Origin of the sequence: Xanthomonas hortorum pv. cynarae, from assembly GCF_002939985.1 — a bacterium.
Classification (GTDB): Bacteria; Pseudomonadota; Gammaproteobacteria; order Xanthomonadales; family Xanthomonadaceae; genus Xanthomonas; species Xanthomonas hortorum_D.
In genome coordinates this window covers 66,578-85,668 of sequence record NZ_MDFM01000009.1, presented here as the reverse complement: position 1 = coordinate 85,668, position 19,091 = coordinate 66,578, and the positions used below count along the sequence as shown (strand labels likewise).

At 64.5% G+C, this 19,091-nt stretch carries 17 protein-coding genes; 11 read left to right on the top strand and 6 right to left on the bottom strand.

Annotated elements, in window-relative coordinates; genetic code table 11:
* Positions 1 to 612: 612 nt before the first annotated feature.
* On the bottom strand, positions 613 to 1,887 hold the full coding sequence (locus XcyCFBP4188_RS08350) for a hypothetical protein (protein WP_006450033.1): 1,275 nt from the start codon (positions 1,885 to 1,887) through the stop codon (positions 613 to 615).
* Between the two features lie 617 nt (positions 1,888 to 2,504).
* Here XcyCFBP4188_RS08350 and nudK point away from each other — a divergent pair.
* Positions 2,505 to 3,188 (top strand): GDP-mannose pyrophosphatase NudK, encoded by a 684-nt coding sequence (nudK, locus tag XcyCFBP4188_RS08345; protein WP_233397278.1) that lies wholly within the window; start codon positions 2,505 to 2,507, stop codon positions 3,186 to 3,188.
* On the opposite strand, the gene XcyCFBP4188_RS08340 is transcribed toward nudK, so the two are convergent.
* Positions 3,172 to 3,723: a hypothetical protein gene (locus XcyCFBP4188_RS08340; RefSeq protein WP_074057112.1), complete on the bottom strand. Its 552-nt coding sequence runs from the start codon at positions 3,721 to 3,723 to the stop codon at positions 3,172 to 3,174. The genes nudK and XcyCFBP4188_RS08340 overlap by 17 nt on opposite strands.
* Positions 3,724 to 3,753: 30 nt before the next feature.
* Positions 3,754 to 5,259, bottom strand: a complete 1,506-nt coding sequence (locus XcyCFBP4188_RS08335; protein ID WP_104591916.1) for a helicase HerA-like domain-containing protein — start codon at positions 5,257 to 5,259, stop codon at positions 3,754 to 3,756.
* A 293-nt stretch (positions 5,260 to 5,552) separates the two neighbouring features.
* Here XcyCFBP4188_RS08335 and XcyCFBP4188_RS08330 point away from each other — a divergent pair, with 293 nt between their 5' ends.
* On the top strand, positions 5,553 to 7,136 hold the full coding sequence (locus XcyCFBP4188_RS08330) for a transglycosylase SLT domain-containing protein (protein ID WP_006450478.1): 1,584 nt from the start codon (positions 5,553 to 5,555) through the stop codon (positions 7,134 to 7,136).
* 357 nt (positions 7,137 to 7,493) lie between these two features.
* Here XcyCFBP4188_RS08330 and asd read toward each other — a convergent pair whose 3' ends face one another.
* Both asd and XcyCFBP4188_RS08320 read right to left on the bottom strand, forming a co-directional pair.
* On the bottom strand, positions 7,494 to 8,342 hold the full coding sequence (gene asd, locus XcyCFBP4188_RS08325) for an archaetidylserine decarboxylase (RefSeq protein WP_006450477.1): 849 nt from the start codon (positions 8,340 to 8,342) through the stop codon (positions 7,494 to 7,496).
* Positions 8,339 to 8,989 carry an SCO family protein gene (locus tag XcyCFBP4188_RS08320; protein WP_006450476.1) on the bottom strand — a complete coding sequence of 217 codons (651 nt, stop codon included), beginning with the start codon at positions 8,987 to 8,989 and terminating at the stop codon, positions 8,339 to 8,341. The genes asd and XcyCFBP4188_RS08320 overlap by 4 nt, the downstream gene beginning before the upstream one ends.
* 80 nt (positions 8,990 to 9,069) lie before the next feature.
* Here XcyCFBP4188_RS08320 and prmB point away from each other — a divergent pair, with 80 nt between their 5' ends.
* The 9 genes from prmB to XcyCFBP4188_RS08275 all read left to right on the top strand — a co-directional run bounded on the left by prmB (position 9,070) and on the right by XcyCFBP4188_RS08275 (position 17,941).
* Positions 9,070 to 9,996: a 50S ribosomal protein L3 N(5)-glutamine methyltransferase gene (gene prmB / locus XcyCFBP4188_RS08315; protein WP_006450475.1), complete on the top strand. Its 927-nt coding sequence runs from the start codon at positions 9,070 to 9,072 to the stop codon at positions 9,994 to 9,996.
* The gene (locus XcyCFBP4188_RS08310; RefSeq protein ID WP_006450474.1) at positions 9,986 to 10,474 is read left to right on the top strand and encodes a hypothetical protein; all 489 of its coding nucleotides are present in this window, start codon (positions 9,986 to 9,988) and stop codon (positions 10,472 to 10,474) included. The genes prmB and XcyCFBP4188_RS08310 overlap by 11 nt, the downstream gene beginning before the upstream one ends.
* Positions 10,464 to 11,567 (top strand): chorismate synthase, encoded by a 1,104-nt coding sequence (gene aroC / locus XcyCFBP4188_RS08305; protein ID WP_104591915.1) that lies wholly within the window; start codon positions 10,464 to 10,466, stop codon positions 11,565 to 11,567. The genes XcyCFBP4188_RS08310 and aroC overlap by 11 nt, the downstream gene beginning before the upstream one ends.
* A complete protein-coding gene (locus tag XcyCFBP4188_RS08300) occupies positions 11,560 to 12,648 on the top strand; it encodes a 2-hydroxyacid dehydrogenase (protein ID WP_104591914.1) in 1,089 nt (362 codons plus the stop codon). The genes aroC and XcyCFBP4188_RS08300 overlap by 8 nt, the downstream gene beginning before the upstream one ends.
* 86 nt (positions 12,649 to 12,734) lie before the next feature.
* Positions 12,735 to 13,760 carry an aspartate-semialdehyde dehydrogenase gene (locus tag XcyCFBP4188_RS08295; RefSeq protein ID WP_006450471.1) on the top strand — a complete coding sequence of 342 codons (1,026 nt, stop codon included), beginning with the start codon at positions 12,735 to 12,737 and terminating at the stop codon, positions 13,758 to 13,760.
* 213 nt (positions 13,761 to 13,973) lie between these two features.
* Complete coding sequence (locus XcyCFBP4188_RS08290; RefSeq protein ID WP_233397279.1) at positions 13,974 to 15,926, top strand: motility hub landmark protein FimV; 1,953 nt, start codon at positions 13,974 to 13,976, stop codon at positions 15,924 to 15,926.
* Positions 15,923 to 16,330 carry a VOC family protein gene (locus tag XcyCFBP4188_RS08285; RefSeq protein WP_046933010.1) on the top strand — a complete coding sequence of 136 codons (408 nt, stop codon included), beginning with the start codon at positions 15,923 to 15,925 and terminating at the stop codon, positions 16,328 to 16,330. The genes XcyCFBP4188_RS08290 and XcyCFBP4188_RS08285 overlap by 4 nt, the downstream gene beginning before the upstream one ends.
* 172 nt (positions 16,331 to 16,502) lie before the next feature.
* Positions 16,503 to 17,276, top strand: coding sequence for a tRNA pseudouridine(38-40) synthase TruA (gene truA, locus XcyCFBP4188_RS08280; protein WP_006449443.1), 774 nt, complete (start codon positions 16,503 to 16,505; stop codon positions 17,274 to 17,276).
* The gene (locus XcyCFBP4188_RS08275; protein WP_104591912.1) at positions 17,273 to 17,941 is read left to right on the top strand and encodes a phosphoribosylanthranilate isomerase; all 669 of its coding nucleotides are present in this window, start codon (positions 17,273 to 17,275) and stop codon (positions 17,939 to 17,941) included. The genes truA and XcyCFBP4188_RS08275 overlap by 4 nt, the downstream gene beginning before the upstream one ends.
* Before the next feature lie 171 nt (positions 17,942 to 18,112).
* Here the strand turns inward: XcyCFBP4188_RS08275 and XcyCFBP4188_RS08270 are convergent, their stop codons facing one another.
* Positions 18,113 to 19,042, bottom strand: a complete 930-nt coding sequence (locus XcyCFBP4188_RS08270) for a LysR family transcriptional regulator (RefSeq protein WP_046933008.1) — start codon at positions 19,040 to 19,042, stop codon at positions 18,113 to 18,115.
* Between the last annotated feature and the right edge of the window lie 49 nt (positions 19,043 to 19,091).

The window sequence follows — 19,091 nt, the reverse complement described above, 5'->3', positions numbered from 1 at the left end:
CGATTTCAGACGGCTCCTTACTAGTGAACCGCTAACCACTTTTCACATTTCTGTCTTTTGCCTGAACAGCTGCATTGCTTTGACTAAGTGGAGTTCGACGCCGCTCCCGTGCAGGTTATTACTCGGCGTCGTCCAAAGACAGCGTGAAGCCTCGTACCACCTGGTAGTGCCGATGGCGCAAGGGCTAGCGAGGGTCGGGATTTCAATGAAATCAGAATCGCAGCCGCATTCCGATCGAGGAGGGGCGTCTGTTAGGTGGCAACGGTTTCGATAACGCAGCATCGCGGAAATGAAGAGCTCGCAGTTTTTACCAAATGGCTCTCCCAAGCATTTTGATCGAAGGACACCATGGCTAGCGACGGGCTTTATCGGTGTGCCTGTTTTTCAATAAAGTACACAGCAACCTGTCTGGTGCGGTGTCCTCACCGATTGCGGGGCCGTGTGGCGGCATGGATACCGCTACCGAGCCCCCAGGGATGGATTCACAGCGTCCCGCGAGCGGTGAGCGCACCGCACCCTCGACCTTTGAGGTGCTTCTACACCGTGACGGTATCTGTTTGCGACCTGCAATTGCCGCCATCGAGAGTGCATTCAAAAGGTTTTGTTAGTCACTCAAGCCGGTTGAATCGCCACCGCTTTCAGCGCCGCTTGCAGCTTCGCGCGTAGTGCCTCGTTGTCGCACTGACTCAGCGCGATCTGCAGCACTGCACGCGCCTGGTCATCGCGGCCGAAACGTTCGGCCAGTAGCAACCCTGCGTCGAGCGACCACGTTGGTAGCATCACGTCGCGCGGCCATGCGTCGATGGCAGCTAGCAGGCCGTCGGTCGCCAGCTGGAATTGCCCGGCCATCTTGGCGCGCTCGGCCAGCAGCGTGGCTTGCTCAGGCGTCAGCGGTGTAAATGCGGGATTGCTGTCCAGTGCTTCGCGCTGCAAGGCGAGTGCGCGGCGCTCCTGTTTTTCCTGCAGCAAGCGATTGATGTAGTGGCGGGTATGGTCGTGCAGTTCGTCGTTGCGATGATGTTGCCGTAGCAGACGCTGATACAGCTCATGCACGGCAAGGCTCACTGCGCGTGATCGCACCGCGCCGCGCAACGCTTGAAAGGCTTCGTCGGCATGTCCGTCGCGCAGGTACTGCTCTGCTTCGTCTAGCAGGCGTTGATCCGGGTCTTCGCGCTCGACTCCCGCGCCACTGCTGGGCAGATAGCCGAGTTCTTCATGGTACTGGTACACCAGATAGCCCATCAGATGGAAGCTGGCGAACAGGCTCCAGATGGAGGCAATCACAACGGTCGCTTCGCGCACGACCGGCGGCAGATATTTCACCGCAATGAACACCGCTGCCGTGCCGCTGCCCTGGATCACATACAGCAGGCCGTAGGCGGCCAGGTACGGCCAGCCGATGCGCAGCGCCATGTCGATCGACACTGCCGGGTTGAGTGCGCGGCGCAGGCTGCCGTCGATGGCCAGCGCAATCATCATGCCGGGCAGCAATAGCTGCACCACCAGATACGCGATGGTCAAGCCGGGCTTGCCGGCCAGCACGCCGGCCGCACCAATGACGATGCCCAGCGCAAGCGCCAGCAGAATCAGCCTTAATACGGCGCTATCGAACGTGTTGTAGCCGAGTCGCGGTGCGTCGGCTTGCCCATCTGCGCTGTGGCGCAGGATGTCGAAGGCATAGGTGTAGGTCGCCATGCCCAGCACGCCGGCGATCAGCAGTTTCAGGATGCCTGGCAACACCAGCAGCGCGCTGCACAGGGTCAGCGCAATCAGCGCGTACAGCGCCGAGCCGCGCAGCGGGTAGGTGGCGATGGCGGGAATGCGGGTCCAGAACGGTGCCGGCGCGGCCTGCGCCGCAACCTTGCGTGCGCGAAAACGGTCTTCCATGACGCTCCCCAAGCGTGTGATGTGAAGGGATTGTGCGGTGGTGCGCGTCGCCGTGCAATTGGGATCTAACGGTGCCCGCCTGTTGAGCCCGGTGATGCACGGCAGCGGGTGGGGGCTTGGCGCGTAGCCGCATGTGGAAAGACACGAACTGCGCAAGATCGGGCGTCGGTATCGACGGTTCAGTGGGCCTTGCGCTATCGAAGAAAGCGTCTGGCTCGAGGAGCACGTGATGGCAATTAGAAGGTTTGCAAAGCGATGCCGGCGTTGAGTATGGAGGTGTGATCGCGACAAACTGCCGGTCACGCGAGTAATGCCGACGTCGCGGTTGTGCGGTTCGTTATCCTGGTGACGTACGCACTTCCGTGCTTCAGTCGACCGTGCAGCGTCGCGGTCTGAATGACCGGCAGCGTGGAGTCATTGGCCTAGTATGTACTGATCGCAATGCAGGCCTTTACACTTCGATATGCGACACGTGCAGTGCTTCAGTAGATGACGTAATGCTCCGGATCTTGGTCATCGGTAGACTGTCGACCCGCCGCAGTCATTGCGGATCTTTCGAGCGACCAGACGCGCCACGTTCGTGGCACTACCTTCGCTCGCATCACAAGGAGTGTCGCTTGAATCCATCCGCCACCGGCAACCCGCAGGTTCGCATTCGCAGCATTGATGTGCTGTCGGACAATTGGTATGTGCTGCGCAAGGTCACGTTCGATTTTCAGCGCAAGGACGGCCGCTGGCAGACCCTGTCGCGCGAGGCCTACGACCGCGGCAATGGCGCCACGATCCTGCTCTACAGTCGCGCCAAGCAGACGGTGATGCTGACCCGCCAGTTCCGCCTGCCGACGCTACTCAACGGCAATGCGGACGGCATGCTGATCGAAGCTTGCGCCGGCTTGCTTGACCAGGACGATGCGCTGACCTGCATCCGCAAGGAAACCGAAGAAGAGACCGGATATCGCATCGACAACGTGCGCAAGGTGTTCGAGGCGTTCATGAGCCCTGGCTCAGTCACTGAGCGCCTGTACTTTTTCGTCGGCGAATACTTCGATGGCGACAAGGTCAGTGACGGTGGCGGTGTCGAAGAAGACGGCGAAGAGATCGAGGTGCTGGAACTGCCGCTCGATACAGCGCTGGCGATGATCGGCTCAGGCGACATCGCCGATGCCAAGACCATCATGTTGCTGCAGTACGCAAAGTTGCATGGTGTGCTGGGGTGGATCAGCACGTTGCGATATGGCGGTAGTGGCTCAGATTCGGATGCCAAAGATCTAGGTTGCCTGCAACTCAATGCACGTGCTTGAGGATCTTGTCATGGTATTCGGGTCCTCCACCGCTCTGACAGTTAGCGCCATCCTGGGATAGGAGTCGAGCAACACCGAGTTTGGGATTATCGGTTTCATCAATCCGGAAGCCGTAGAGCGGAGAGGGATAGGAAAAGCGTGGGTCGGGCTCTGCTTCCAAGATCAAGCAGCTGCCCGCGATCTCATCCACCCACCACGTACTACGCAATGTGACTGTTTCCCTGTGATGTTTAGGGTCTTGTACCGACAGACAGGTGTACTTCAACGTGTAGCGATGACTTTTCTGATCCCCGACGGCGGCTTCCAGCCATAATTCAGCGCGTGCGCTTGCGCACTCGGTGCGTTCGACCTCTATCTGTAAGAGGCCTGAGTAATGGCCTGCAAGAAGATGCTGGCTGCGTAATGGCCACTTGATCGGGCCATAGCCAGGATCGTGGTAATCATAGTTGGGGTTACGTGCTTTTTCCTGTGCTCCGCAAGCTGCAGCTACAACAAGCAGTGCGAGCCCACCAAGCTGTATCCATGTCTTGCGCATAGCGTTCGTCCCTGTGGTTATTCGTTTTACTCAGCGCTTCCCACCAAAAATACTGCCGAAAATACCGCGCACGATCTGCTGGCCGATCTTGTTGCCCACCGTGCGTGAGGTCTGTTTGGCCATCGCTTCGAGCATGCCCTGGCGGCGGCTGGTGCCGAAGACGGCGTCCTTGACCGCCTTGCCGAAGCCGCTGTCTTGCGCGTCGTCATCCTCGCGGGTGCGCGCGGGCGGGGCGGCGGTCTGCTCGGCGACCTGTTCGACGCGACGTGCCAACAGTTCGGCGGCCGATTCGCGGTTGATGGCGGTGTCGTAGCGGGTGCCCACCGGGCTGGCGGCACGCACCTGCGCGCGTTCGGTCTCGCTGATGGCGCCCATGCGGCAGCGCGGCGGGGCGATCAGGGTCTGCTGTACCGGCGCGGGCACGCCCTTGCCTTGCAGCGGTGACACCAGCGCCTCGCCGGTGCCCAGGCTGGAGATCGCGGTCGCCACGTCGAGCTTGGGATTGGCGACGAAGGTCTGCGCCGCGGTCTTGACCGCTTTCTGATCGCGCGGGGTGTAGGCACGCAGCGCGTGCTGCACGCGATTGCCGAGCTGGCCAAGGATGTTGTCCGGAATATCGTCGGGAAACTGCGAGCAGAAGTACACGCCCACGCCCTTGGAACGGATCAGCCGCACCACCTGTTCGATACGCTGCACCAGCGCGGCGGGCGCGTCGTCGAACAGCAGATGCGCTTCGTCGAACACGAACACCAGCTTTGGCTGTTCCAGGTCGCCCACCTCGGGCAAACGCTCGAACAGTTCCGACAACAGCCACAGCAGGAAGGTGGAATACAGCTTCGGCTTGAGCACCAATTGGTTGGCCGCCAGGATGCCGATCACGCCGCGGCCGTCCGGCGCCACGCGCATCAGTTCGGCCAGCTCAAGTGCGGGTTCGCCAAAGAACTGCTCGCCGCCGTCCTGCGCCAGACGCAGCAAGGAACGCTGGATCGCGGCCACCGATTGGCTGGAGACCAGCCCGTAACTGGTGGACAGCTCCTTGCGTTCTTCCACCACCAACGCCAGCAGCGCGCGTAGGTCGTCCAGATCCAGCAACAGCAGTCCACGGTCGTCGGCCAGCTTGAACACGATGTCCAGCACACCGGACTGGGTGTCGTTGAGTTCCAGAATGCGCGCGAGCAGGGTGGGGCCCATCTCGCTGACGGTGGTGCGCACCGGGTGGCCGAGCTTGCCGTACAGATCCCAGAACACCACCGGGTTGGCGGCCGGCGCGTAATCGGTGATGCCCACTTCCGTGGCGCGCTGCAACACGCCGGCTGCGCCGTCGCCGGCAACCGCCAGACCGGCCACGTCGCCCTTCACGTCGGCCAGGAACACCGGCACGCCCAGCCGCGAGAAGCCTTCGGCCAGGGTCATCAAGGTGACGGTCTTGCCGGTACCGGTGGCGCCGGCGACCAAACCATGGCGGTTGCCGAAGCGTCCTTCCAGCATCACCGCGATGTCGTCGGTGACGCCTTTGCCAAGCAGGAACGAGGCCATTGCGCAGATCCGGTGGGGAAAACGCGATTCTATCTGGCAATGCTCGCCGGCAAGCCCGGTGGGGCATCGTGGTGGCACAGCGAGTCCGCATGCCGGCGCGAGACGTCAAAGAGCCATGCCGCCGGGCAACTCGCATGAGCAACAGGCGCGAATCACGGGAACCAGCCAGCAGCCATTCCAACCACCTAATCCATCGATCAATCTAACGGCCCACTGACCCTGCCGGCGGTGCCGCCTTGCTCCGGTGTCGCCCCGGCGGCTACCCTGCCTGCCTTTCCGCTGTACTGCCTACGATGCCGCTCGCTCATTTTGCTTTGCGCCCATGGCCGGTTCTGGCACTGGTGGCGCTGATGTCTGTCGTCCCCGCTGCCCATGCCATCTCCAAACGCGACACGGAGAAAGCCGCCGTGCTCGATACCCGCATGGCCGCCGCCGAAAAGCGCTACCGCGACGCGCTGGTGCTGGTGAACAACTCCGACCCCAAGGGCACTGCCGAAGGCGATGCCGCGTTGGAGGACATGGAAGACGTCATCGACGCCTGCATCAAGCAGCGCGGCTGCCTGGTCGCCAATCAGCTGGCCACCTACAAGCGCCTGCTGAAGGCGCGCGCAGACGCCGAAGCACCTGCCGCTGAAGATCCGGAAGACGACGACACCCTGTTGCAGGCCGACCCGGACCACCTGGGCCCGGCGGCGAACGGCGTGCCCGAAGCCGCACGTGCGGCCACGCTGCTGAACGACCAGCGCCACGATTTTGACAAGATGGTGCAGTACAACCCGGCGGTGCAGGCCGGTATCCGCCGCTGGCTGACCGACATGCGCCCTGCGCTGCTGACCAGCTACGAGAACTACAGCAACCTGCGCGGGGTGATGTGGCCGGAATGGCAGAAGCGCGGCCTGCCCGAAGCGCTGCTGTTCGGCATCATGGCCAAGGAATCCAATGGCAAGGTGCACGCCAGTTCGCGTGCCGGCGCTGCCGGCTTGATGCAGTTCATGCCGGCCACCGGGCGTCGTTTCGGGCTGGGCCCGGACGGCACCGGGTTCGATACGCGCTTCGATGCACGCAGCGCCGCCGAAGCCAGCGCCGCGTATCTCAACGAGCGCATGGCCGGGCTCAACCGCAACATCGAGCTGGCGCTGGCCGCCTACAACGGTGGCGAAGGCCGTGCGGCGCGCGTGTTCTCGCAGAGCGGCGGGCGCGGGTTCTGGGAGCAGGACGTGTACAACCAGTTCCCGGCCGAAACCAAGGACTACGTGCCGATGGTGATCGCCGCGGCCTGGATCTTCCTGCACCCGCGCCAGTACGGCGTTGACTTCGCCAAGCTCGATGCGCAGCCGGCCACGCTCAAGCTCGCCAAGTCGACGACCATCTACGAGCTCACCATCTGCCTGGGCAGCATGGGCACGCGCGACGGCTATATGCGCGCGTTGCGCAACCTCAATCCGCGCTACGAATCCGATGGCTGGATTCCGGCCGGCACGGTCATCAATGCCACCAACCGCATCGCCAGCCTGTACACGCGCTACTGCGTCAACGGCCCGCGTGCGGATCTGGCGCGCACCTTGATCACCGCCGACCTCAACAGCGCGATCGTGCGCAGCAGCAGCGCCCCCGAGTACGTGCCCAGCGTGGCCGTGGGCGATGTCAGCCCGATGGCCGGCGTGCCGACCACCGTGGCCACCGGCCAGCCGGTCGTCGCCAAGCCCAAGGCCAAGCAGGCGCGCAGCTACACCGTCGCCAAGGGCGACACGCTCGGCCGCGTGGCGAACAAGTACCAGTGCGAGATCAAGACGCTTGCCAAGGCCAATGGGCTGAAGGCGCCGTCGTACGCGCTCAAGCCGGGGCAGAGCATCAAGCTGGCGGGCTGCGATCGCTGACTTGCGGAAGCGGTGCCGGGTCGGCGAGCTGCGGGCTGGATCAAGCTCCTGTAGGAGCGGACCTGGCCGCGATGAAGCCGTCCCGGTAGCTCTAGGGTGGGCGGGCGCGCTCTAAATTGGAGGCTTGGAGCGCGAAACGCGCCTGCGCCCGAACGTCATCGAGAAGGCCTCATCGCGGCCAGGCCCGCTCCTACAAAGGCGTCGCTGCATTCGCCGATTGCTGCATTGGGTGTAAAGCGAGGTTGTGCGCGAGGCGTTATCGAGAAGGTCCAGTCATGGGACGACCCGCCACTACTACACAAAGGCGCTGTCGTGATTTGCGTGCCGGAGCGGGGGATCGTCGGCGCGCCGCTGTGATCAGCTCACCTGGCGACGTGCGAGTGCCTGGCCTAGCCGCACCGATGTCTCTGCAGCAAGTGCGCCATCGAGTTTTGCAACGCCTGGCGGCAGCAACACAATGACGGTCGAGCCGTAATTGAACCTCGCCATCTCCGCAAATCGCTCCAATACGATTCCCTTGCCGCGATAATCCTTACGCGTGATGCGATCGCCATAGCGCGGGATCTCCACGCCGCTCCACACCGTCTCCACGCCGGACACCAATAGCGCGCCCACCATCACCGAGGCCATCGGGCCGAAGTCGGTATCGAAGTGGCACACCAGGCGCTCGTTGCGGGCGAACAGGCGCGGCACGTTACGTACTGCATCCGGGCCCACGCTGAACAAGCGGCCGGGCACATGCACGGTCTCGCGCAAGGTGCCGGTCCAGGGCATATGCACCCGGTGGTAGTCCTTGGGCGAGAGATAGACCGTGGCGAACAACCCATCGTTGAACGGCTGCGCGGCTTCGGCATCGCCGAGCAGTTCGGCAGCGGTAAACGACTGCCCCTTGGCCTGGAAGATACGGCCGTTCTCGATCGGACCGAGCTGGCTGATACGGCCATCGGCCGGCATCAGCACGGCTGCGGGGTCGGCGTCGGGCACGCGTGCGCCCGGCTTCAAGGCACGGGTGAAGAACGCATTGAAGGTGGGGTACGCGCGCGGATCCGGCTCCAATGCCTCGCTCAGGTCCACGCCGAACTTGCGCGTCACCGTGTCGATCAACCATTGCTTGGTGGACGGCGTATCCGAATAAGCCAGCGCGCGTGCCATCGAGGACAGCAACCGATGCGGCAGCACGTAGGTCAGGGAAGTGACGAGACTCACGGAGCGGTTACCTTGGTCAGCTGTTGGAGGTCGGCGGCGATCGCCTTCGGGTCGAGCGGGGGACGGATCAAGCCGGCCAGGCGGCCTTGCGGGTCGAGCACGGCGATGCCGGCCGAGTGATCCATGCTGTAGTCGTTGGGATTCTGCGCAAAGCCTTTGCCCGGCACCTTCTGGAACACGAAGCCCAGCGCGGTGGCGAAGCGCTCCAGCGCCGGTACGTCGGCGGTGGCGGCCAGGGTGTCCTTGTGGAAGGCATGCGCGTATTCGCCAAGGCGCGCAGGCGGGTCGCGCTGCGGGTCTACCGAGACGAACAGCACGCGTGGGCGCAGCCCATCCGGAATGCTTGCCCACTGCTGCTGTGCCACCGCCAGATCGGTCAAGGTGGTCGGGCACACATCCGGGCAGAACGTGAAGCCCAGAAACACCAGCGTCCAATGCCCTTTCAGCTCACCGGGCACCAGCTGGGTACCATCGGACTGGCGCAGGCTGAACTGCGGCAGGGTGCGCGGCTGCGGATAGAAGGTGATGGTCTTGGTGGGCGGCCACGGCGAGCTGGGCGCGGCGCCGAGGAACTTCTGGCCCAGCAACAGCCCCAGGCCGGCGGCCAGCGCCACCAGCAGCACGATGCCGGTATTGCGATTGAACATGGCGGTTTCCACTGCAACGGACGCTCATGATACCGATCCGACCTCTATAATCGTGGGCCGATTCCTCTTTAGTTGTTGCCATGACTGCCGCCGCGGCCGACGAACTGCACACCATCATCGACCTGATCCGCTACGGCACCAGCCGTTTCAATGCAGCCGGTCTGACCTTCGGCCACAGCTACGACAATGCGCTGGACGAGGCCACCCAGCTGGTGCTGCACAGCCTGCATCTGCCGCACGATCTCGGCCCGGCCTACGGCCAGGCGCGTCTGCTGCGCTCGGAAAAAGAGCAGGTACTGGGCTTGTTCGAACGCCGCATCAGCGAGCGCGTGCCGGCGGCGTATCTGACCGGCGAGGCCTGGTTTGCCGGCCTGAGTTTCAAGAGCGATGCGCGCGCATTGGTGCCGCGTTCGCCGATCGCCGAGCTGATCGAAGCCGGCTTCGAGCCCTGGCTGGGCGGCCGCGAAGTCACCCGCGCACTGGACCTGTGCACCGGTTCGGGCTGTATCGCGATCGCCATGGGCCACTACAACCCGCAGTGGGACGTGGACGGCGTGGACATCAGCGACGACGCGCTGGCGCTGGCCGCCGAAAACAAGGCACGCCTGCATGCCGACAACGTCACCCTGCTCAAGTCGGACCTGTTTACCGGGCTGGGCGGTCGCCAGTACGACCTGATCGTGACCAATCCGCCGTATGTCACCAACGACGAAACCGACGCGTTGCCGCAGGAGTATTCCTACGAGCCTGAGCTGGGCCTGCGCGCGGGCGACGATGGACTGGACCTGGTGCTGAAGATCCTGCGCGATGCGCCGCAGCACCTGAGCGAAGACGGCTTGCTGATCTGCGAAGTGGGCGAATCAGAGCAGCATCTGATCAAGCTGCTGCCGGAAGTGGATTTTGCCTGGGTCGAATTCAAGGTCGGGCAGATGGGCATCTTTGCGGTGGAATGCCGCGAATTGATCGCGCATGCTGCGCGCATCACCGAGTTGGCCAGTGCACGCTGAGTCGTCCACACCGCGGCCGCAGCTGAGCGATCTCCTGTTGCTGGTGCCGGTGTCGATCTTCGGTGTGGGCATTCCGCTGGGCTTGCTCGACGTGGTGTATCGCTTGTTCGACCCGATGTACGGCAGCCCCTCGCCACAGCGCTGGTTGAGCGCTGCGGCGGAAATTGGTTTTGGCCTGATGGCGTTTTTTGGCCTGGTGTCGGCATGGATCGTGGTGGTCAGTTCGGATGCGGCCTTGCGCGCGCATCGGCGCCGCACGCTGATCGTGGCACTCGGCCTGCTGGTCGGAATCGGCGTTGCGCTGTACCTGCTTGCCGATTGGCTGCTTAGCGGGCGTGACGAGCTGGATGTGTTTGTGCTGGTGTTCAGCGGCTTGTTGGCAGGGGCGCCGATGCTGGTGGCGGCACGTCATCTGCCGCGCATCTTGCGCGCCATGCCACCTGCTGCATTGTTGAGAGGATGCCGTCATGGGCAGTAACAGTTTTGGTCGCTTGTTGACGGTCAGTACCTTCGGCGAATCGCATGGGCCGGCGATCGGCTGCGTCATCGACGGCTGCCCTCCGGGCCTGGAGATCGCGCCGGAAGAGTTCACCCACGATCTGCAGCGGCGTGCCAGCGGCAAGAGCCGGCACACCTCGGCCCGCCGCGAGGCCGACGAGATCGAGATCCTGTCCGGCGTCTACGAGGGCCGCACCACCGGCACGCCGATCGGCTTGCTGATCCGCAACACTGATCAGCGCAGCAAGGACTACAGCAACATCGCCCAGCAGTTCCGCCCCGGGCATGCGGACTACACCTATTGGCAGAAGTACGGCATCCGTGATCCGCGTGGCGGCGGGCGCTCGTCCGCGCGCGAGACCACCATGCGCGTGGCTGCCGGCGTCATTGCCAAGAAGTGGCTCAAGCAGCGCTACGGCGTGCTGGTGCGCGGATTTTTATCGCAGCTGGGCGAGATCCGCCCGACCGGTTTCGACTGGAATGCGGTCGAAGACAATCCGTTCTTCTGGCCGCATGCCGAGCAGGTGCCGGAGTTGGAAACCTATATGGATGCGCTGCGCAAATCTGGCGATTCGGTCGGCGCGCGTGTGGACGTAGTGGCCGTCGGCGTGCCGCCGGGCTGGGGCGAGCCGATCTACGGCAAGCTCGATGCCGAACTGGCTGCCGCGCTGATGAGCATCAACGCGGTCAAGGGTGTGGAGATCGGCGATGGCTTTGCCAGCGCCGCGCAAAAGGGCACCGAACACCGCGACCTGATCACCCCGGAAGGCTTTCTCAGCAACCATGCCGGCGGCATCCTGGGCGGCATTTCCACCGGCCAGGCGATCACCGCCTCGATGGTGCTCAAGCCGACCTCAAGTCTGCGCCTGCCCGGCGCGACGGTGGATGCCGAGGGCGCCGTGGTGGATGTGATCACCGCCGGTCGCCATGACCCCTGTGTAGGCATTCGCGCCACCCCGATCGCCGAGGCGATGATGGCCTTGGTGTTGATGGATCAGGCCTTGCGTCATCGCGCCCAATGCGGCGATGTCGGCGAGGTGTCGCCGCGTATTCCCGGTCAACTCGATGTCTGAGTCGCGGCGCGCCAAGGTGTGGGTCAGCCAGCCCCTGTTCGACGACGTCGTCGCGCAGTTGGGCGAGCATTTCGAGCTGATCACCACCGCGCGCGTCACTGCCTATTCGCCGGCCGATCTGGCTGCGCAGCTGGCATCGCTGGATGGTGCGTTGATTACTCTCAACGAGCGTATCGGTGCGGCAGAAATCGCGTCCGCACCGCAGCTGCGCGCCATCGCCAATGTCGGTGTGGGCTACAACAATCTGGATCTCGATGCGTTGAGTGCGGCCGGCATCCTGGCCAGCAATACGCCGGACGTGCTGACCGAAACCACTGCCGATCTCGGCTTTGCATTGCTGATGGCCACCGCGCGTCGCATCACCGAATCCGAGCGCTGGTTGCGCGATGGGCAGTGGGGGCAGTGGTCGTTCAAGACCATGCTCGGCGCCGATATCCACGGCAGCACGCTTGGTGTTCTGGGCATGGGCCGGATCGGGCAGGGCATCGCCCGCCGCGGCGTGCACGGCTTCGGCATGCGCGTGCTGTATCACAACCGCAGCCAGTTGCCGGCCGAGACCGAACAAACGCTTGGCGCGCAGTATGTGGATTTCGATACGTTGCTGGCGCAGTCCGATCACCTGGTCCTGGTGCTGCCGTACACCAAGGCCTCGCACCACATCATCGATGCCGCAGCGCTGGGCAAGATGCGCGCCACCGCCACGCTGGTGAACATCGCGCGCGGTGGCCTGGTCGATGAAATCGCGTTGGCCGATGCGCTCGCCAATGGGCGGCTGGCCGGTGCCGGCCTGGATGTCTACGAAGGCGAACCTGCAGTACGCCCCGAGTTGCTGGCCTTGCGCAACGTGGTGCTCACCCCGCATATCGGCAGTGCCAGCCTGGCCACGCGCCGCGCCATGGTGCAGCTGGCGGTGGACAACCTGATTGCCGCGCTGGGCCACGGTCCGCATGCCGGCCATCCGCCAAGCGCACTCAATGCCGATGCGGTGGCCGCTGCCAAACAGGGCGGCGCGCGCGTGGGCGCGAGCGATGGCGAAGCGATCAAAGCCGGCGCGATCAAAACCACCACGACCAAACGATAGGGAACCTCCGCGGCCAGCTTTGGAGGTTCCCCGAACCCACTGCGCAAGCGCGTTCTCCTCTTTCCTCTTTCGATAAAGACAATCTCATGAGCAACGAAAACCGTCGTTTCAACGTCGCGGTCGTGGGCGCCACCGGCGCTGTCGGCGAGACCATGCTGAGCATCCTGGCCGAGCGCAATTTTCCGGTCGCCACCCTGTACGCGCTGGCGTCGTCGCGTTCGGCCGGCGGGCAGGTGGAGTTCAATGGTGGCAAGGTCGATGTGCTGGATCTGGCCGACTTCGATCCCACCGGCGTGGACATCGCGCTGTTCTCCGCAGGCGGCAGCGTCTCCAAGGAATACGGCCCCAAGTTCGCTGCTGCCGGTGCAGTGGTGATCGATAATTCTTCCGCGTTCCGTTACGACGACGATGTGCCGCTGGTGGTGTCGGAAGTGAATCCGGAAGCGCTCAAGCAGCGTCCGCGCGGCATCATCGCCAACCCCAATTGCTCGACCATGCAGATGCTGGTCGCGCTCGGCCCAATCCACCGCAAGTACGGCATCGAGCGCATCAACGTGGCGACCTACCAGTCGGTCTCCGGTGGCGGTCGCTCGGCGATGGAAGAGCTGGGCAAGCAGACCAGCGAACTGCTGGGCTTCCAGCAGATCGAACCGCAGCGTTTCCCGGTGCAGATCGCCTTCAATCTGATCCCGCACATCGACGACTTCCAGGACAACGGCTACACCAAGGAAGAGATGAAGCTGGTCTGGGAGACCCGCAAGATCCTGGGCGACGAGACGATCATGGTGAATCCCACCGCAGTGCGTGTGCCGGTGTTCTACGGTCACTCCGAAGCGGTGGCGATCGAAACCCGCGACAAGATTACTGCCGAGCAAGCGCGCGCGCTGCTGGAAGCATCGCCCGGCATCGAAGTGGTGGACGAGCACAAGCCCGGTGGCTACCCGACCCCGGTCACGCACGCCTCCGGCAAGGACGCGGTATTCGTCGGACGTATCCGTGAGGACCTGTCGCATCCGCGCGGTCTGAATCTGTGGATCGTCTCGGACAACATCCGCAAGGGCGCCGCGCTCAACGCCGTGCAGCTGGCCGAGCTGGTCGCACAGGAAGGCTAAAGCACGGTCGTTCGGTAGGAGCGCGCTGGCGCGCGATGAAGCTCTCCCAGTGAAGCCTCATCGCGCACCAGTGCGCTCCTACCCATACGCTGCCGATGGCCTGCTGCATGGATGCCGCATCGCGACGGCCTGTGCACTCCGCGCGAGCTGGCCGACTTTTTCGCTCATTCAGCGGCTATATTGATGCCCATGAAACATAGGGGCGGGGGCGCGATGCGTCCGATACAAGCGATAGGTGCGTTGCTGCTGATGGTCTGCAGTGGCACCGCCATGGCGTTGGGGTTGGGCGATATCCGGGTGCTGTCCAAGCCTGGGCAACCGCTGGTGGCCGAGATTCCGGTCATCTCCAACGAACCGGGCGAACTCGACAACGCCCGTGTGGCGCTGGCATCGGCGACCACCTTCGCGCGGGTTGGCCTGGAGCGCCCGCAGGGATTGGTCAGCAGCCTGCAGTTCCAGTTCGCGCAGGACGCGCGCGGGCGTGCGGTGATCCGCGTGACCAGCAGCCAGGTGGTCGATCAACCGGCGATCAACTTCCTGATCGAAGTGGAGTGGGGCCAGGGGCGTCTGGTGCGCGAGTATTCCGCGCTGGTCGATGCGCCCAACACCGCGGCTGCGATCGCAGGGCCGGCCATCGAAGCGCCGCGCGCCGGGACCAACAATACGATCCCCCGTAAGTCCCCGGTGTCGGCCCCGGCTGACGCCGGCACCGATCAAAACACTGCCGCTACCACTCCAACTGCACGCCGCAGTGCAAGCACCGCCGCTGCCGCGCAGGCCGGCGATGCGTTGCCGGCGGTGCGCTCCGGCCAGACCTTGTCGGAAATCGCCGCCGTGGCGCGCTCCAGCGGGCATTCGCTGGATCAGACCATGCTGGCGTTGTTGCGGACCAACCCCGACGCCTTCATCGGCGGCAATATCAATCGCTTGAAGCAGGGCGCGGTGCTGCGGACGCCGCAGGAAGAGGCGCTGGCACAGGTCGGTGCGGCCGAAGCGGCGGTGATGGTGCGCGAGCAGGCTGCCCAGTGGCGGCAGGCGCGCTCGGCGATTCCGCAGCCGGCCGAAGCCGGCGCGACTGCCGCGGCACCGCCTACATCCGCAGCACCTGCTGCGCCCACCACTGCGGGGGCCGGCGCGCGGCTCGAGATCGCCCCGGCAGTGGCGATTCAGACCAACACCGCCGGCGCTACGTCCGGCACCAGTGCCGAAGGCGAGGGCGAGATGGCGGCCAACCAACAGTTGCAACAGGCCAAGGAAGACATCGCCACCCGCGATGCGGAATTGCAGGATCTGCGCACGCGCGTGGCCGATCTGGAAAAACTCAAGCAGCAACAGCAAGCCTTGATCGCAATGAAGAACACCGATCTGGCCGCCGCGCAGAAGCGCCTGTCGGAGACGCCGGCTGCGGCGGAGCAGGGCGGCGGCTTGCCGTTGTGGTTGATCGGCGGGCTGGTGTTGATCGTTGCGGCCGTGGTCGCATGGTTGGCCGCGCGTCGCCGCAAACCCTCGCCGTTGCCACCGTTGCCGCGTCGTCAGTTCGACTTCGTGCCTGTGGGTGCCGCAGCCGAGACGGAAGAGTCGCAGGATGCCGAGCTCGCCACGCAGCCCAGCGAGTACGACGTGGTGCATGAGACCGAATTCGAGCAGGCCAATCTGCGCGAGGACGAGCGCGCTTACGATGCGCAGCAGCCGCTATCGGAGGTGTTGCGCCGCGAGCCGCTGCTGTCTGAGCCAGCGCCTGCGCCGGTCGTGGTCACCAGCGAGGATTGGCGGTCGTTGCGTGCAACGCCGCCGGCTCCGGCCCCGGTGGCTGTGCCGGAGTACGTCGAGCCTGAGCCAGCGCCAGCGCCTGCGCCGGAACTGGATCTGGAGCCGGAGCACGCAATCAGCGATCTTCCGCCAGTCGCACCGCCTGCAGCGGTTGCTACCCAGGACAGCCTGGATTTCGCGCAATCTCCGGTGGCTCCCATCGCTCCCGTCGCCGCGCCTGGCGTAGAGACGTACAGGGAATTCACGTCCGCAGGCCGCGATCGGCTGGAGCTGGCAGTGGCCTATATGGATCTGGGCGACAAGGACACCGCACGCGGCCTGTTGCTGGAAGTCGCCGCCACCGGCGATGAGGCCACGCGTGCCGAAGCGGCTGAATTGCTGGAGCAGCTGACATGAGCCCGGCCATGGACAGCCTTGCCGCAGACAAGCGTGCCGCACGCGAGCGTCGCATCGATTACGTGGAGTTCGCCTCGATCGATCCGGACGCCAGCCGCGCGTTTTTCGAACAGGTCTTCGGCTGGCAATTTCAGGCCTATGGCCCGGATTACCTGGCCTTCAACGACGGGCGCCTGGACGGTGGTTTCTACCGTGCCACTGCGTCGGCACCGGCTGAAGCGGGTCCGCTGGTAGTGCTGTATGCCGACGACCTGGCACCAGTGCTTGAACGTGTCCGTGCTGCCGGTGGCGAGATCGTCAAGCCGGTGTTCGGCTTCCCAGGCGGCAGCCGATTTCATTTCCGCGAGCCCGGTGGCACGACGCTGGCGGTGTGGTCCGAGCGCGCCGCCGCGCAGGGCGACTGACAAACGACTGCGCTCGGCGTCAGGCGCGCGCAGTCGGTGCTCGGTGCGGCATCGTTGCTCGTCACACTGCGGTGCTTGCGCGCGGTTTGCGCCTCACTGACGATCGCTCGCGACGCTTTGCCGGCCGCGCTTGGTCCGCATACTCAATCGATTCAACAACAGGCAGGTTCCGATGCGTTACGCGCTGGGCGTGGAGTACGACGGCAGCGAGTTTCAAGGCTGGCAGCAATTGGGCGAACACGGCGGGCCAACGGTGCAGGCCAGGCTGCAGGCGGCCTTGTCGTCGGTCGCCGATGCCCCGGTGCAGGTGGTCTGTGCAGGTCGTACCGATGCCGGCGTCCACGGCGAATGCCAGGTGGTGCATTTCGACAGCGATGCGCGCCGCGACCCGCGCAGCTGGATGTTGGGCACCACCGCGCGGCTGCCGCCCTCGATCGCGGTGCGCTGGTGCGTGCCGGCGGCGGCCGACTTCCATGCGCGGTTTTCCGCACGTGCCCGCCGTTATCGTTATCGCCTGCTCAATCGTCAGATACGCCCCGCGCTGTATCGGCAGACCTTGAGCTGGGAGCGGCGCTCGCTGGATGCAGATGCCATGCACACAGCGGCGCAGGCCTTGTTGGGTGAGAACGACTTCAACGCATTTCGCAGCGTGCAATGCCAGGCGCCGCATGCACGCCGCAACCTGCAGGCCATCAGCGTGCAGCGGATTGGCGAAGTGGTGGAGATGCAGGTCCAGGCCAATGCATTCCTTCATCACATGGTGCGGAATATTGTTGGCTCGCTGATCCTGGTCGGAACCGGAGAACAACCGGTCGACTGGATCGCGACGTTGCTGGCCGGACGCGACCGCTCTGTGGCCGGGCCGACGGCGCCGCCACAAGGCCTGGTGTTCATCGGGCCGTTGTATCCCGCAGAGTGGCATCTGCCCGCCGAGGTCACCCAATGAATCGATCGCTGTACCGCACCCGTATCAAGTTCTGTGGCATGACCCGCGCCGGTGATATTCGACTGGCAGGCGAGCTGGGTGTGGACGCGGTAGGTTTCATTTTTGCGCACGGCAGCCCGCGCCGCGTGGCACCGGCCGAGGCGCGCGCGATGCGTCAGGCCACCGCGCCGATGGTCGATGTGGTGGCGCTGTTCCGCAACAATTCCAAGGAAGAAGTGCGCGAGGTCGTGCGCACGGTGCGTCCGACGCTGCTGCAGTTCCATGGTGAAGAAGACGACGCGTTCTGCCGCAGTTTCAATCTGCCCTATCTCAAGGCCGTGCCGATGGGCAGCACCGGCGTCAATGGCGAGGACGCCAACGCGCGCACCTTGCAGCTGGCCTATCCCAATACAGCCGGTTTCCTGTTCGACAGCCATGCGCCCGGCGCAGGCGGCGGCACCGGCAAGACCTTCGACTGGTCGCGGTTGCCGACCGGCCTGCATCGCCCGTTCCTGCTGGCCGGCGGTATCAACGCCGACAACGTGTTCGACGCGATCGTGGCGACGCTGCCATGGGGCGTGGACGTGTCCAGCGGCGTGGAGCTGGCCCCCGGCATCAAGGACGGCCACATGATGCGCAAGTTCGTCGAAGAAGTGCGCCGGGCCGATTGCCACGAGATGGCGTGAGTTTTGGGATTGGGGAATTGAGATTAGGGATTAGGCAAGCGGAGCTCGGGCTTGTGCCGCTGTTTTGGAGCGCTTGTCGCCGCTACACATTGCTCTTGGTCGCTCGGCTTTCCGGCTAACCATCGCGCAGCCGCTTGCTTCTTGAACGACGCGGTTGCTTGATGGCTGCACTTAGCCGTGCGCGATATCTATTGCAGGTGTCTGCACCTGATCTTCAGTCAATGCACCGCGTAGCCAACCAGCGAGCCGCTCGATCCGCGGATCCGGATTGCGCTTTGCAGCGCACAGCACCCAGCGCCCGCGCGTCGGCGTGAATCCCCAGGGCGCCAGCAGGCGCCCGGCCGCCAGATCCGCTGCAACCAAGGGTTGCGGTGCGATCGCGACCCCCAGGCCGGCGGCAGCGGCTTCCAGTAAATAGACCAGGTGTTCGAATTCGGTCCCGAAGCGCAGCGCCTCGGGCGCCACACCATGTGTTTGCGCCCACTCCGGCCACGCCTGCGGGCGCGAGCGCGTGTGCAGCAAGGCGTGATCGAGCAGGGCGGCAGGGTCGTTTCCGTCGAGCTGCGTCGTGGATGCAAGCTGCGGGCTCAGCACCGGGCCGATCCATTCCACGCCCAGCTCGTGCACTTGCCACTCGCCGGGCCACGGCGGGGTGTCCAGCAGCAGCGCCGCATCCAGGCCATCCAGCTCCGGGCCTGGCGCTTGTTCGCTGGCCGACAGATGCAGCCGCACATCCGGCAGGTCCTGCTGCAGCCGGCTCAGGTGCGGAATGACCCAGCGCGCCAGCAGACTGCCCGAACAGCCCAGCACCAGCGGCGTCTCGCTGCCAGGGCGCCTTAACAGCCCAGCCCAGGTCTCGCCGATCAAGGCGAAGCCTTCCCCGGTCGCATCGCGCAAGCGCGTGCCCGCTGCCGTCAATACCAGGCCGCGGCCCTGGCGGGAAAACAGGGCGGTTTCGAGTGACTGCTCCAGGGTGCGCACATGCCGGCTGATGGCGCCATGGGTGACGTGCAGTTCCTGCGCAGCCCGGCTGACGCTTTGCAGGCGCGCGGCAGATTCGAAGGCGCGCAAGGCCGCCAGCGGCGGAAGCGGGTAACTCATTGTGTGAGTCCAGATCACAGGTTGCGGCAATCTTATCGATTTATCGCAC